We start from the raw sequence: 15,264 nt of genomic DNA, 5'->3' as shown, positions 1-15,264 counted from the left end.
CAGGGCCTGCCATCATGCCGCACGCCGCAGCACCGCCCGGCGCCGCCCCGAGGCGGTGAGGCCGAACAGGTCCTTCGGATCGTCGAGCTCGGGCACCAGCGCGATCTGCCGGCCCACGCCGCGCTCCAGCGCCAGCTGCTGGATGCAGCGCAGCGCCGTGTAGTCCTCCAGCGCGAAGCCGACCGAGTCGAACACCGTCACCTGCTCCGGCCGCTCGCGGCCCGGCACTTCGCCCAGCAGCACGCGCCACAGCTCGTGCACCGGGAAGTCGGGCGCCAGCTGCTGGATCTCGCCCTCGATGCGGGTCTGCGGTTCGTACTCGACGAACACGCGCGCGCCGCGCAGCACGTCGGGGTGCAGTTCGGTCTTGCCGGGCGAATCGCCGCCCACGGCGTTGATGTGCATGCCGGGTTCGATCATGTCGGGCGTGAGCACGGTCGCGTGGCCCTGGTAGGCGGTGATGGTGGTCACGATGTCGGCGCCGCGCACCGCCTCGGCGGTGGAGTCGGCGCGCACGATCTCCATCGGCGTGCAGGCCGCGAGGTGGCGCACCAGCTTGTCGGTGGCGCGCGGGTCGATGTCGAACACGCGCACCTGCTCGATGCCCAGCAGCGCATGGAAGGCCAGCGCCTGGAACTCGCTCTGCGAGCCGTTGCCGATGAGCGCCAGGCTGCGCGCATCGGGCCGCGCCAGCGCCTTGGCGGCCATGGCCGAAGTGGCGGCCGTGCGCAGCGCGGTGGTGAGCGTGAGTTCGGACAGCAGCACGGGGTAGCCCGTGTCGACCTCGGCCAGCACGCCGAAGGCCATGACCGTGGGCAGGCCGACCTGCGTGTTGTGCGGGTGGCCGTTGACGTACTTGAAGGCATAGGCGCCATCGTCGGCCACGGGCATGAGCTCGATCACGCCCAGGTGCGAATGGCTGGCCACGCGCGCCTTCTTGTCGAACTCGCGCCATCGCAGGAAGTCGTCGCGCAGCGCGTCGGCCAGCGTGACGAGGAATTCCGGGACGCCGGTCTCATCCACCAGGCGAACCAGGCTGTGAACATCGATGAAGCGGGTCATGGCGCGGCTCCTTGCGTAGCCCTGACACGGCGCTTCATCCGTTCACACGGTCTCCACCATGGCTGATTCAGGATGCGCCTGCGCCAAGGGTTCAAGCCATTGTGCGCCTGCGCGCGTCAACGTGCCAACACGGCCTTTAGAGCTACGCCAGTGTGCGTACCCAATCGCACCACCTCCTCCGGCGGCGCCGCCGCGACGATGCGCCCGCCGGCGTTGCCGCCCTCGGGCCCGAGGTCGAGAATCCAGTCGGCTTCGGCGATCAGGTCGAGGTCGTGTTCGATCACCACCACGCTGTGGCCGCCGTTCACCAGCCGGTGCAGCACGTGGATCAGCTTCTCGACGTCGGCCATGTGCAGGCCCACGGTCGGCTCGTCGAGCACGTACAGCGTGTGCGGCGCCTTCTGGCCGCGGCGCGTGATGTCGTCGCGCACCTTGCTCAGCTCGGTCACCAGCTTGATGCGCTGCGCCTCGCCGCCCGACAGCGTGGGCGACGGCTGCCCCAGCGTGAGGTAGCCCAGGCCCACGTCCTTCAGCAGCTGCAGCGGATGCGCGATGTTGGGCATGCTGGCGAAGAACTCGACCGCCTCGTCGACCTCCATCTTCAGCACGTCGCCGATGCTCTTGCCGCGCCAGCTCACGGCCAGCGTCTCGGGGTTGAAGCGCGCGCCGTGGCAGACCTCGCAGGGCACCTTCACGTCGGGCAGGAAACTCATCTCGATGGTGCGCACGCCCGCGCCTTCGCAGCCCGGGCAGCGGCCTTCGCCGGTGTTGAAGCTGAAGCGCGCCGGGCCGTAGCCACGCGCCTTGGCTTCGAGCGTGTCGGCGAAGAGCTTGCGGATGGTGTCCCAGAAACCGATGTAGGTGGCGGGGCAGCTGCGCGGCGTCTTGCCGATGGGGGTCTGGTCGACCTCGAGCACGCGGTCGATGACCTCGTAGCCGTCGACGCCGCGGCAGCCGACCCAGGCCGGGCGCTTGCCCGCGGCATCGGCGTCGCGCCCGGCCTTGGTCATGCGCTGCACCACGATGCCCTGCACGCTGGCCAGCAGCACGTCGCGCGCGAGCGTCGACTTGCCCGAGCCGCTCACGCCCGTGACCACCACGAGGCGGTGCAGCGGCAGCGTGGCGGTCACGTCCTGCAGGTTGTGCAGGTCGGCGCCGTGCACGGTGAGCCAGTTGCCGCTGTCTTCCGCCTTCGGGTCGGGCGAGGGAATCAGGCGGCGCGCCTGCAGCGGGTGCTTGATGGCATCGCGCAGGTAGCGGCCGGTCTGCGAATCGCCGGCCTTCTGGATGTCGGCCACCGTGCCCTCGGCCACGAGGCGGCCGCCGCGCTTGCCGGCGCTGGGGCCGATGTCGATGATGTGGTCGGCGCGGCGGATGGTGTCTTCGTCGTGCTCCACCACCACCAGCGTGTTGCCCTTCTCGCCGAGCTTGTGCAGTGCGTTCAGCAGGATCTGGTTGTCGCGCGCGTGCAGGCCGATGGTCGGCTCGTCGAGCACGTAGCACACGCCCTGCAGGTTGCTGCCCAGCTGCGCCGCCAGGCGGATGCGCTGCGCCTCGCCACCCGAGAGCGTGGGCGCGCCACGGTCGAGCGTGAGGTAGCCCAGGCCCACTTCCTCGAGGAATTCGAGGCGGCTCTTGATCTCGGGCACGAGGTCGCGGGCGATCTCGGCTTCGCGGCCGTTGAGCACCAGCCCTTCGAACCACTGGCGCACCTCGGTCACGCTCATGCGCGCCAGCTGCGTGATGCCGATGCCGCCCGAGCCGTCGGCCGCGGTGCCGAAGCCCACGGCGCGCGCGGTGGCGTTCAGGCGCGTGCCTTCGCAGGTCGGGCACGCCACGTCGGCGAGGTCTTCCACCTCGGGCTCGGCGAAGGTCTGTTCGCGGCCCTTGCTGTCGTCGTCGCGGATCGAATCGTCGAAGACCTTGCGCTGGTCCTTGCTGAGCTTCACGCCCGTGCCCACGCAGTCGGGGCACCAGCCGTGCTTGCTGTTGTAGCTGAACAGGCGCGGATCGAGCTCGGCGTAGCTGGTGCTGCACACCGGGCAGGCGCGCAGCGTGGAGAACACCTGCACGCGGCCGATGCCCACGGCGGACACGCCGGCCATCATGGCGGCGCGCAGGCCGTCGAGTTCGCTCAGCACATGCACCACGCCCTTGCCGTGCTCGAGCGCCCTGGTGAGCGCCGCGCGCAGTTCGTTCTCCTGCGAGGGCAACACGTCGAGGCTGGCCACGGGCAGCTCGATGCTGTGTTCCTTGAAGCGGTCGATGCGCGGGAAGCCCGTGGTCGGCAGAAAGTCGCCGTCCACGCGCAGGTGCGTAAAGCCGCGCGGGCGCGCCCAGTCGGCCAGCTCGGTGTACACGCCCTTGCGGTTGCTCACCAGCGGCGCGAGCAGGCCGATGTGCTGGCCCTTGAAGTTGCGCATGAGCTGCGCGGCGATGCTGTCGGGCGTCTGCGGCTGCACGGCCGCGCCGTCGTGCACGCAGTGCTGGATGCCCAGCTTCACGTACAGCAGGCGCAGGAAGTGCCACACCTCGGTGGTGGTGCCCACCGTGCTCTTGCGGCCGCCGCGCGACAGGCGCTGCTCGATGGCCACCGTGGGCGGAATGCCGTACACCGCGTCCACCTCGGGCCGGCCCGCGGGCTGCACGATGCTGCGCGCGTAGGCGTTGAGCGATTCGAGATACCGGCGCTGGCCTTCGTTGAACAGGATGTCGAACGCCAGCGTCGACTTGCCCGAGCCGCTCACGCCCGTCACCACGCTGAACTTGCCGCGCGGAATGTCCACGCTGAGGTTCTTCAGGTTGTGCTCGCGCGCATTGACGATCTCGATGGCGTTGCCGCCGGGCGCGGTCTTCGCGTTGGCGATGTAGCGCCGCGCGGCGCGCTCGGCCACCTTGTAGGCACCGGGGCCGACGGCCAGTTCGTAGTCGGCCAGCGCCGCGCCGGTGAGCGAGGCGCGGTTCTCGCGCAGCTGCTCGGGCGTGCCTTCGGCCACCACCTGGCCGCCGGCGTCGCCGCCCTCGGGGCCGAGGTCGATGAGCCAGTCGCTGGCGCGGATCACGTCGAGGTTGTGCTCGATGACGATGAGCGAATGGCCCGCGTCGAGCAGCTTGCGCAGCGCGCGCATGAGCCGCGCGATGTCGTCGAAGTGCAGGCCGGTGGTCGGCTCGTCGAACAGGAACAGCGTGCCCTTGCGCGCCACCATCTGGCGGCTCGCGGTCGCGCTCTTGGCGGCCTCGGCCAGGAAGCCCGCCAGCTTCAGGCGCTGCGCCTCGCCGCCCGACAGCGTGGGCACGGGCTGGCCGAGCTTCACGTAGTCCAGGCCCACGTCGACGATGGGCTGCAGCACGCGCAGCACGTCGCGGTCGGTGTCGAACAGCGCCGCGGCCTCGGCCACGGTGAGCTCCAGGATGTCGGCCACGTTGTAGCCGCGGCCCTTGCGCTCGATCTTCACTTCGAGGATCTCGGGCCGGTAGCGCTTGCCGTCGCAGTCGGGGCAGCGCAGGTACACGTCCGACAGGAACTGCATCTCGACGTGCTCGAAGCCCGAGCCGCCGCAGGTGGGGCAGCGCCCGTCGCCGGAGTTGAAGCTGAACTTGCTCGCCGTGTAGCCGCGCTGGCGCGACAGCGCCGCGGTGGCGAAGATTTCGCGGATGGCGTCCCACGCGCCCACGTAGCTCGCGGGGTTGGAGCGCGCGGTCTTGCCGATGGGCGACTGGTCGACGAACACCACGTCGCCCAGGTGATCCGCGCCGAGCATGCGGTCGTGCGCGCCCGGCGTCTCGGTGGCCTTGCCGAAGTGGCGCATGAGCGCGGGTGCCAGCACGTCCTGGATGAGCGTGGACTTGCCCGAGCCGCTCACGCCGGTCACGCACACGAGGCGCGCGAGCGGAAAGTCGACCGTGATGTTCTTCAGGTTGTGCTCGCGCACGCCTTCGAGGATGAGCCGGTGCGTGTTCTCGCTCACGAGCCGCTTGAAGCCCATGCCGATCTTCTTGCGCCCGCCCAGGTACTGGCCGGTGAGCGTGTCGGCGTCGCGCAGCTGGTCGGTGCCGCCGTCGAACACGATCTGCCCGCCGCGCGCGCCGGGGCCGGGGCCCATGTCGATCACGCGGTCGGCCGCGAGCATCACGGCCGGGTCGTGCTCGACCACCACCAGCGTGTTGCCGGCGTCGCGCAGGCGCAGCATGGCCTCGGTGATGCGGTTCATGTCGCGCGGGTGCAGGCCGATGCTGGGCTCGTCGAGCACGAACAGCGTGTTCACCAGCGAGGTGCCCAGCGCCGTCGTGAGGTTGATGCGCTGCACCTCGCCGCCGCTGAGCGTGCGGCTCTGGCGGTCGAGCGTGAGGTAGCCGATGCCGACGTCGTGCAGGTAGCGCAGGCGCGTGGTGATTTCCTCGAACAGCAGCTTCAGCGCTTGCGCCTCGCCTTCGCTGGCGGGGCTGCCGTTGCCGTGGTGCTCCACGCGGTCGAAGAACTTGCGCAGCCGTTCGATGGGCAACAGCATCAGGTCGTGCAGGCACAGGCCGGGCAGCGCCTCGAGCTGCGCGCGGCTCCACTTCGCGCCGGTGGGCAGGAAGCGCTTTTCAGGCGGCAGCACCGCGTCGGCGTCGTCCTTGCTGCCGATGCGCCACAGCAGCGGATCGAGCTTCAGGCGCGCGCCGCTGCACACGGGGCACGGCGTGTAGCTGCGGTACTTCGACAAGAGCACGCGGATGTGCATCTTGTAGGCCTTGCTCTCCAGGTAGCCGAAGAAGCGGCGCACGCCGTACCACTGCTTGTTCCAGTTGCCGTCCTTGTAATTGGGCGTGCCCTCGATCACCCAGTGCTTCTGCTCCTCGGTGAGCTTGTTCCACGGCGTGTCGCGCGGAATGCCGGCCGCCTCGGCGTGGCGCATGAGGTCGTCCTGCGCTTCTTTCCACGCGGGCGTCTGGATGGTCTTGATGGCGCCGGCGCGCAGCGTGAGCTTGTCGTTCGGGATCACGAGCCCCAGGTCGACGCCGATCACGCGGCCGAAGCCGCGGCAGGTGTCGCAGGCGCCCACCGCCGAGTTGAACGAGAACATCGACGGGATCGGGTCGGTGTAGCGGATGTCGCTTTCCGGGCAATGCAGGCCGGTCGAAAACTTCCACACGTCGGTGGGTGCGTTTTCCTCGGCACCGGTCGCATGCACGGTGACGCGCCCGCTGCCGCGCTTGAGCGCCACCTCGATGGCCTCCACCACGCGCGCGCGCTCGGCGCTCGAGATGCGGAAGCGGTCGGCCACCACGTCGAGCACCTTGCGCGGGCCCGTGGGCGTGGCCACCTCGCGCTCGGCCTGCACGCGCGTGAAGCCGCTGGCCGACAGCCACTGCGTCACTTCGTCCGCCGTGGTGCCGGCCGGCAGTTCGACCGGGAAGGTGATGACGATGCGCGGGTCGCCCGCGGCCGCCGCGCGCTCGGCGATCTGTGCGTAGATGCTGTCGGGCGAGTCGTGGCGCACCGGCAGCGCGGTCTCGCGGTCGAACAGCTGGGCCGCGCGCGCGTAGAGCAGCTTCAGGTGGTCGTTCAGCTCGGTCATCGTGCCGACCGTGGAGCGCGAGGAGCGCACCGGGTTGGTCTGGTCGATGGCGATGGCGGGCGGCACGCCCTCCACCTTGTCGACGGCGGGCTTGTCCATGCGGTCCAGGAACTGGCGCGCGTAGGCGGAAAAGGTCTCCACGTAGCGGCGCTGGCCTTCGGCGTAGAGGGTGTCGAACACCAGGCTCGACTTGCCCGAGCCGCTGGGCCCGGTGACCACGGTCATCTCGCCGGTGCGGATGTCGAGGTCGAGGTTCTGGAGGTTGTGCTGGCGCGCGCCGCGAATCCGGATGGAGCCCTGTGTCATGAGTGCCTTGGGGGGTGGGGCAAACATTCTAGGGAGTGCTTCGTGACGCTTCGGCCCACGCCGGCGCATGGGCGGCGCCCGCGCAGGGGTTTGTCTGGATGCGTCCAAAGACACTTTATGAAACAAATGCGACATTTGTTTTCACAATTGTTCAGCGAGTCTCCCGAAGGCTCCGAAAGGCTTTCATGACGAAGAAGAAAGTGGCAGGTTCACGGCACGCGCTCGGCGTGGCCGCCCTGCTGGCGCTGTGCGCGATGGGCGCCTCGGCCCAGATCGTGATCGGCCAGACCGCGGGCATGACCGGTTCGGTGGCCGCCAGCGTCAACGAGACCATCGGCGGCGCGCAGCTGGTGATCGACGCGGCCAATGCCCAGGGCGGCATCCACGGCGAGAAGATCGAGGTCATCCGCATGGACGACGCCTTCGACGTCAAGCGCGCGGGCGATAACGCGCGCGTGCTGATCGAGGACAAGAAGGTGCTCGCGCTCTTCATGAGCCGCGGCACGCCGCACTCGCAGGCCATCATCCCGTACCTGGACAAGAACGAGGTGGCGCTCATCGGCCCCTCGACCGGCGCGATGGTGCTGCACAAGCCGCTGCAAAAGCATGTGTTCAACGTGCGCGCCACCTACCAGCGCGAGGCCGAGAAGGCGGTGCAGCACCTGCTGACCATCGGCCTGACGCGCATCGCCGTGGTCCACGTGACCGACTCGTTCGGCGCCGACGCGCTGCAGGGCGCGATGAACGGCTTCACCAAGGGCAAGGCCCAGCCGATCGCGACCGTGCCGGCCGACCGCGAGAAGCCCGACTACAAGACCATCGTGCCCGCCATCATGAAGGCCGACGCACAGGCGGTGGTGTGGATCGGCTCGGGCGTGGCGGTGGTCGACGGCATCAAGGCGCTGCGCGCCGCGGGCTCGGCGGCGCAGGTGGTCACGCTGTCGAACAACGCCTCGTCGGGCTTCATCAAGCAGCTGGGCGACGCCAGCCGCGGCGTGATCGTGACGCAGGTGTTCCCCAGCGAACGCTCGATGGGCCAGCCGATGGTGAAGGAGGCGCTGACGCTCGCCCGCGCCAAGGGCCAGGGCGAGCTGTCACCGGCCGCGCTCGAAGGCTTCGCCTCGGCCAAGGTGCTGGTGGAGGCCTTGCGCCGCGCGGGCCCCAAGCCCACGCGCGCCAAGGTGCTCGCGGCGCTCGAAAGCCTCAAGGGCTACGACCTGGGCGGCGGGCTCGAGGTCAGCTACTCGCCGCAGGACCACAGCGGCATCGACTTCGCGGACCTCGCGATCATCAGCGAAGGCCGCTTCAAGCGCTGACGCGCGCCCCGTTGCGTTACTTCGCGGCGGAGGCCGCGGCGGCCGGTGCCGACGCGCCAGGCGCCGGCGTGGCCGCCGGTGCGGGGGCGTGCGTCGTGTCGCCGCCGTGCTTCTCGCCGGACATGTCGATCTTGTCGCCGCCCATCGAAATCACATACAGGGCAATGGCGGCGAAGATGACGAAGCCGACAACGATTTTCCACATGGGTACTGTCTCCTGAAAAGGTGAGAAAAAGGGGAAGAAGAGGGTTCAAGAAAAAGGCCTCATGCCGCGGGGCATGAAGCCTCTTTGTTGAACGGAGGGCAGCCGCCGCGCGGCCCCCTCCAGATGCCGCCGATCAGTCGTTAGCGTAGATGTCCACGTCCTTGGTCTCGCGGATGAACAGCGTGCCGATCACCAGCGTGATGCCCGCGATGATGATCGGATACCACAGGCCGTTGTACATGTTGCCGGTCGAGGCCACGATGGCGAAGGCGGTGGTCGGCAGCAGGCCGCCGAACCAGCCGTTGCCGATGTGGTACGGCAGGCTCATCGAGGTGTAGCGGATGCGCGTGGGGAACATCTCGACCAGCATCGCGGCGATCGGGCCGTAGACCATGGTCACCAGCAGCACCAGCCAGAACAGCAGCACGATGGTCAGCACCTTGTTGATCTTGGCGGGGTCGGCCTTGGACGGGTAGCCGGCGACCTTCAGGTCTTCGGCCACGCCCTTCTTGAAGGCGGCGATGGCCTTGACGCTGGTCTCGTCGAACTTGGAGTTCGCGACCACGCCGGTGGGCGCCTCGACGGTCTTGTCGCCGATCTTCACGACGGCCGCGGAGCCGGGCGCGCCGGCCACGTTCTCGTAGCTCACCGAGTTCTGCACGAGGTAGCGCTTGGCGATGTCGCACGAGCTCTTGAAGTCGATCTCGCGGGCCACCGGGTTGCCCTGGAACGAGCAAGTCTTCGGGTCGGCCGTCACGGTGACGCCGGCCGTGGCCTGTGCGCGGGCCAGGTCGGGGTTGGCGGCTTCGGTCAGCATCTTGAAGACCGGGAAGTAGGTGACCACGGCCAGCAGGCAGCCGGCCATGATGATCGGCTTGCGGCCGATCTTGTCGGACAGCGTGCCGAACACCACGAAGAAGGGCGTACCGAGCAGCAGCGCGGCGGCGATCATCAGGTTGGCGGTGGTCGCATCGACCTTGAGCTGCTGCGTCAGGAAGAACAGCGCGTAGAACTGGCCCGAGTACCAGACCACGGCCTGGCCGGCCGTGAGGCCGATCAGCGCCAGGATCACGATCTTCAGGTTCTTCCACTGGCCGAAGGATTCGGCCAGCGGTGCCTTCGAGGTCTTGCCCTCGGCCTTCATCTTCTGGAAGGCCGGCGACTCCGACAGCGTCAGGCGGATCCACACCGAGATGGCCAGCAGCAGGATGGAGACCAGGAACGGAATGCGCCAGCCCCACTCGCCGAACGCCTGCTCACCGAGCCAGGTGCGCACGCCCAGGATCACGATCAGGCTCAGGAACAGGCCGAGCGTGGCCGTGGTCTGGATCCACGAGGTGTAGGCACCGCGCTTGCCGTGCGGCGAGTGCTCGGCCACATAGGTGGCAGCACCGCCGTACTCGCCGCCGAGCGCCAGGCCCTGCAGCATGCGCAGCGCGATCAGGATCACCGGCGCCGCGACGCCGATGGTCGCGTAGCTGGGCAAGAGGCCGACGATGAACGTCGACAGGCCCATGATCAGGATCGTCACCAGGAAGGTGTACTTGCGACCGATCATGTCGCCCAGGCGGCCGAACACGATGGCGCCGAACGGACGCACCAGGAAGCCGGCGGCAAACGCCAGCAGCGCGAAGATGAAGGCCGCGCCCGCATCCAGGCCGCTGAAGAACTGCTTCGCGATGATCGCGGCGAGCGAACCGTACAGATAGAAGTCGTACCACTCGAACACGGTGCCGAGCGAGGAGGCGAAGATGACCTTCTTCTCCTCCGCGGACATGGGCCGGGGGGCCGGATGCGGCACTCCCCTTGAATCTAGCGTGGCTGCCATCGTCGTCTCCTGGTGTGTATGTATGCGTCCATCGGTTCCCGGCATTCGGGACCGTGGGGCATTCTTGGAGGCGCGACTGACCCGAGGCTTTCGCGAAACTGAACGGGCGCTTACGGTTTAGGGTGAAACCCGCGCTGCTCGTTTCAGCTTGTAAGAAACAAGGACCCTGCGCGGGTTTGTCCTCAGTCCTTGCTGCGAAGCAGCAAAAAAGCCTCAGCTCTTGCGCAGCAACGAGGGCCGCTGGTCGGCGCCGGTCCATTGCGGACCGTCGAACCAGGCATCGCCCTGCAGGTAGGCGCGCAGCATCGCCAGGCCGTCGAAGCCCCAGAACAGGCGCCCGTCGACCACGTAGCACGGCACGCCGAACACGCCCTGCGCCACGGCCTCGTCGGTGTTGCGCTTGAGCAGGGCCTTGTTCTCGTCGCCGTTCACGTCGCGCTTCGGCTGCAGCTGCGCCGTGAGCGCGGCCAGCCGCGTGGCGTCGCCCGCTTCTTCACCGCCGCGCCACACATGGCGAAAGAGGGTCTCGGCCGCGAGGCGGCTGATGCTGCCGTCGTCGCCCGTGGCCACGGCCAGGCGCAGGTGCGGCAGCGGGTTGTAAGGGTGCGAGGCCGGCATCTCGATGGGGATGCCGTGCGCCTGGCCCAGCCACAGCACGTGGCGGTAGGTCCAGCTGCGCTTCGAAGGAATCTCGGCCGGCCCGAGCTGGCCGTGGTGCTTGAGCAGCGCGCCCAGCAGCACCGGCTTGTAGGCCACGCTCACGCTCAGGCCTTCGAGCGCCTCGGGCAGGTGCTCGAACGCCAGGTGCGCGTAGGGCGAGATGAAATCGAGATAGAAGTCGATGTGCTTCATGCGTCGTGGTCTCCTGTGGTGGGTTCGGGCACGCGCCAGATGCCGGCCTGGGCCCGCAGTTCGATCGCGCGCCACACCTGGCGGCGGCTGTCGTCTTCCATCTTGCTCCAGCCGGCGATCTCGGGAATGGTGCGCAGGCACCCTTCGCAGAAGCCGCTCAGGCGGTCCATGCGGCACACCGACGAGCACGGCGAGGGCACCTCGCCGTCCATGCGCTGCACGGTGCCTGCGCGCTCGGCGAGCGCATGCGCTTCGTCGAAGTTCACACCACGTCGGCCACCGGCGCGCCGGTGAGCTTCTCTAAATCGGTCGGGTGCAGCTGGAACACCGCGTGCGGGTGGCCCGCGGCGGCCCAGATTTCCTCGAAGCGGAACAGCTCGCGGTCGATCAGCACCACCGGCTTGGTCACATGGCCCACCGGCGACACGCCGCCGATGGTGAAGCCGGTGCGCGCCTTCACGAAGTCGGCGTCGGCGCGGCCGGTCTTGCCGACGATGGCATCGACCTTCTTCTCGTCGACGCGCTTGTCGCCCGAGGTGATGACCAGCACCGCCGCCTCGTCGCTCTTGCGGCGGAAGATGATGCTCTTGGCGATCTGCCCGACCGAGATGCCGAGCGCGTCGGCGGCCTGCTGCGCGGTGCGGCAGGCGTCGTCGAGCATGCGGGGCGCATGGGGGTGGCCGGCGTCCTGCAGCACGCGGGAGACGCGCTGGACACCTTCAGGGAGGGAATGGAGTTCGGAGCCGCACATGGCAAGTTCTTCGGGGTTCGTGGAGGGCGTTCGCCCTGCGTTGCAAGGCCCCGAGCATACGGAAAAGCCCCGCGCGCCGGCGCCGCCGCCCCCATCCGCCCTTCAACCCCGGCGCACCAATGCGGAGAGCGCCGGCGCACGACGCACGTGCGCGGCGTGCCGGCGCCGGTCCGCTTTCGGTGCGCCACCGGCCGATGAGCCCCGCCACAAGGGCTTTTGAGCGCGGCACGCTTATTGCTGAACAGGGTTGCGACCCACCGGCTTCTGCGGCGGGTTCGCAGTGCCTCCGCTAACGACGGCGGGGTTCAAGCGCACCGATGGCCGCCCGCCGCCGGTTCGTCTGCTCCAACCCATTTCGCATCCGTTCCGTCGCGGGGGCCCCAACGACGCTGTCTGTTCGACAGCGGCTGCGGGGGCGCCTTCCAGGGCCGGTTGCGTGCAGGACCCCCAATGAAGATCGCAGTCATCGGCCACGGCATGGTCGGCCACAAGTTCCTCGAGCAACTCCACACGCTCGGCATTCCCGGCGCACAGGTCACCGTGCTGTGCGAAGAGCCGCGCCCGGCCTACGACCGGGTGCACCTGTCCGAATACTTCTCCGGCAAGACGGCCGACGACCTGTCGCTGGTCGAGCCCGGCTTCTTCGAGCGCAGCGGCTTCACGCTGCGCCTGGCCGCGCGGGCCGTGGCCGTCGAGCGGCGCAACAACACCGTCACCACGGCCGACGGCGAGGTGATCGCCTACGACAAGCTGGTGCTGGCCACCGGCTCCAACCCCTTCGTGCCGGCCGTGCCGGGCCGCGACCGGCCGAACTGCTTTGTCTACCGCACCATCGAGGACCTGGACGCCATGAAGGCCTGCGGCGCCAGGTCGCGCAGCGGCGTGGTGGTGGGCGGCGGCCTGCTGGGCCTGGAATGCGCCAAGGCGCTGCGCGACATGGGCCTGGAGACGCACGTGGTCGAGTTCGCGCCGCGCCTGATGGCGGTGCAAGTCGACGAAGGCGGCGGCCGTGCATTGCGCGGCAGCATCGAGGCGCTGGGCCTGCACGTGCACACCGGCCGCAACACGGTGGAGATCGTCGACGGCGCGAGCGCGCGGCACCGCATGGTGTTCGCCGACGGCACGCACCTGGAGACCGACATGATCGTGTTCTCCGCCGGCATCCGCCCGCGCGACGAACTGGCGCGCCAGAGCCTGCTGGCCGTGGGCCCGCGCGGCGGCGTGGCGATCGACAGCCACTGCCGCACCAGCGACCGCAACGTCTACGCCATCGGCGAATGCGCGTCGTGGAACGAACAGACCTTCGGCCTCGTCGCGCCGGGCTACGACATGGCCCGCGTGGCCGCGCGCCACATCGCCGGCCAGGACGACGCGGCCTTCACCGGCGCCGACCTGAGCACCAAGCTCAAGCTGATGGGCGTCGACGTCGCCAGCATCGGCGACGCGCACGGCAAGACGCCGAAGTCGCGCGCCTACCAATACATCGACGAGCGCAAGCAGGTCTACAAGAAGATCGTCGTCAGCGAAGACGGCAAACAGCTGCTGGGCGCCGTGCTGGTCGGCGACGCCAGCGAGTACGGCACGCTGCTGCAGCTGGCGCTCAACGGCATCGCGCTGCCCGACGAGCCCGAGTTCCTGATCCTGCCGTCCAGCGACGGCAAGGCCAAGCCGGGCCTGGGCGTCGATGCGCTGCCCGACAGCGCGCAGATCTGCTCGTGCAACAGCGTCACCAAGGGCCAGATCTGCGAGGCCGTAGGCCAGGGCGTGTGCACGCCCGCCGAGATGAAGGCCTGCACCCAGGCCGGCGCCACCTGCGGCGGCTGCGTGCCGCTGGTCACGCAGGTCATGAAGATGGAAATGGCCAAGCGCGGCATGGCCGTGAACAACCACCTGTGCGAGCACTTCCCCTACTCGCGCCAGGAGCTGTACCACCTCATCCGCGTGGGCGAGATTCGCAGCTTCGCCGACCTGCTCACGAAGCACGGCAAGGGCCTGGGCTGCGACATCTGCAAGCCGACCGCCGCGAGCATCTTCGCTTCGTGCTGGAACGAGTTCGTGCTCAAGAAAGACCTGGCCGGCCTGCAGGACAGCAACGACTACTTCCTGGGCAACATCCAGAAGGACGGCACCTACTCCGTGGTGCCGCGCATGCCCGGCGGCGAGGTCACGCCCGAGGGCCTGATCGCCGTGGGCCAGGTCGCGAAGAAGTACGGCCTGTACACCAAGATCACCGGCGGTGCGCGCGTGGACATGTTCGGCGCACGCGTGGAGCAGCTGCCGGCCATCTGGGAAGAACTCATCGCGGCCGGCTTCGAGTCGGGCCATGCCTACGGCAAGTCGCTGCGCACGGTGAAGAGCTGCGTCGGCTCCACCTGGTGCCGCTACGGCGTGGACGACAGCGTCGGCCTGGCCGTGGAACTGGAGAACCGCTACAAGGGCCTGCGCGCGCCGCACAAGATCAAGTTCGGCGTCTCGGGCTGCACCCGCGAATGCGCCGAGGCGCAGGGCAAGGACGTCGGCATCATCGCCACCGACAAGGGCTGGAACCTCTATGTGTGCGGCAACGGCGGCATGAAGCCGCGCCATGCCGAGCTGCTGGCGAGCGACCTGAGCAAGGCCGACCTCATCCGCATGATCGACCGCTTCCTGATGTTCTACGTGCGCACGGCCGACCGCCTGCAGCGCACCAGCACCTGGCGCGAGAACCTCGAGGGCGGCCTCGACTACCTCAAGGGCGTGCTGCTGCAGGACACGCTGGGCCTGGGCGCCGAGCTCGAGGCGCAGATGCAGCACGTGGTCGACACCTACCAGTGCGAATGGAAGACCGCGGTGAACGACCCCGCCACGCGCCAGCGCTTCCGCTCCTTCGTGAACAGCGAGAAGCCCGACGAGCACATCGTCTTCGTGCAGGAGCGCGGCCAGAACCGCCCCGCACGCCCCGAGGAACGCCGCGAGACCAGCGCCGCCTGAGCGACCGACAACGAAGGAAACCCCATGACCACCGACACCCTGAACTGGACCGCCGTGTGCGCCGCCGGCGACATCCTCCCCGACACCGGCGTGTGCGCGCTGGTCGACGGCGTGCATGTCGCGATCTTTCGCGTCGGCCAGGAGCCCTCGCTCTTCGCCATCGACAACGTCGACCCGAAGGCCGGCGCCAGCGTGCTCTCGCGCGGGCTGGTCGGCAGCCTGGGCGAGCGCATCGTCGTGGCCTCGCCGCTCTACAAGAACCACTTCGACCTGCGCAGCGGCGAATGCCTGGAGGCGCCCGAGCACTCGGTGCGCGCGCATGCGGTGCGCGTCGAGGACGGCCGCGTGCTCGTCGCGCTGGCCTGACGCCGCCCTCTTCTTCTCATTTTTCAGCCTCTCTCCAAGGACCCCGA

At 68.9% G+C, this 15,264-nt stretch carries 10 protein-coding genes; 3 read left to right on the top strand and 7 right to left on the bottom strand.

Features of this window, described 5'->3' with window-relative positions; genetic code table 11:
• Positions 1–12 precede the first annotated feature (12 nt).
• Both ocd and uvrA read right to left on the bottom strand, forming a co-directional pair.
• Complete coding sequence (ocd, locus tag AC07OX_RS21495; protein WP_062477364.1) at positions 13–1,062, bottom strand: ornithine cyclodeaminase; 1,050 nt, start codon at positions 1,060–1,062, stop codon at positions 13–15.
• A gap of 116 nt (positions 1,063–1,178) precedes the next feature.
• Positions 1,179–6,929 (bottom strand): excinuclease ABC subunit UvrA, encoded by a 5,751-nt coding sequence (uvrA, locus tag AC07OX_RS21490; RefSeq protein WP_495263172.1) that lies wholly within the window; start codon positions 6,927–6,929, stop codon positions 1,179–1,181.
• Positions 6,930–7,114: 185 nt separating this feature from the next.
• On the opposite strand from uvrA, the gene AC07OX_RS21485 reads away from it, so the two are divergent.
• Positions 7,115–8,245, top strand: coding sequence for an ABC transporter substrate-binding protein (locus AC07OX_RS21485; protein ID WP_062477357.1), 1,131 nt, complete (start codon positions 7,115–7,117; stop codon positions 8,243–8,245).
• Between the two features lie 16 nt (positions 8,246–8,261).
• Here AC07OX_RS21485 and AC07OX_RS21480 read toward each other — a convergent pair whose 3' ends face one another.
• The 5 genes from AC07OX_RS21480 to AC07OX_RS21460 form a co-directional block, all read right to left on the bottom strand.
• Complete coding sequence (locus AC07OX_RS21480; protein ID WP_056577413.1) at positions 8,262–8,450, bottom strand: hypothetical protein; 189 nt, start codon at positions 8,448–8,450, stop codon at positions 8,262–8,264.
• A 133-nt stretch (positions 8,451–8,583) separates the two neighbouring features.
• The gene (locus AC07OX_RS21475; protein ID WP_062477354.1) at positions 8,584–10,278 is read right to left on the bottom strand and encodes an MFS transporter; all 1,695 of its coding nucleotides are present in this window, start codon (positions 10,276–10,278) and stop codon (positions 8,584–8,586) included.
• Positions 10,279–10,491: 213 nt separating this feature from the next.
• Positions 10,492–11,130, bottom strand: coding sequence for a 2-hydroxychromene-2-carboxylate isomerase (locus AC07OX_RS21470; protein ID WP_139701370.1), 639 nt, complete (start codon positions 11,128–11,130; stop codon positions 10,492–10,494).
• Positions 11,127–11,396 (bottom strand): DUF1289 domain-containing protein, encoded by a 270-nt coding sequence (locus tag AC07OX_RS21465; protein WP_082818188.1) that lies wholly within the window; start codon positions 11,394–11,396, stop codon positions 11,127–11,129. Before AC07OX_RS21465 ends, AC07OX_RS21470 begins: the two co-directional genes overlap by 4 nt.
• Complete coding sequence (locus AC07OX_RS21460; RefSeq protein WP_062477348.1) at positions 11,393–11,881, bottom strand: YbaK/EbsC family protein; 489 nt, start codon at positions 11,879–11,881, stop codon at positions 11,393–11,395. The genes AC07OX_RS21465 and AC07OX_RS21460 overlap by 4 nt, the downstream gene beginning before the upstream one ends.
• Positions 11,882–12,331: 450 nt before the next feature.
• On the opposite strand from AC07OX_RS21460, the gene nirB reads away from it, so the two are divergent.
• Both nirB and nirD read left to right on the top strand, forming a co-directional pair.
• Positions 12,332–14,851 carry a nitrite reductase large subunit NirB gene (nirB, locus tag AC07OX_RS21455; RefSeq protein WP_495263173.1) on the top strand — a complete coding sequence of 840 codons (2,520 nt, stop codon included), beginning with the start codon at positions 12,332–12,334 and terminating at the stop codon, positions 14,849–14,851.
• Between the two features lie 24 nt (positions 14,852–14,875).
• The gene (gene nirD / locus AC07OX_RS21450) at positions 14,876–15,217 is read left to right on the top strand and encodes a nitrite reductase small subunit NirD (RefSeq protein ID WP_062477342.1); all 342 of its coding nucleotides are present in this window, start codon (positions 14,876–14,878) and stop codon (positions 15,215–15,217) included.
• Positions 15,218–15,264: the final 47 nt, after the last annotated feature.

The organism is Variovorax sp. GW821-FHT09D07 (assembly GCF_059416345.1).
Note: the sequence above shows the minus strand (reverse complement) of the source record. Positions and strands in the feature narration are given on the sequence as shown.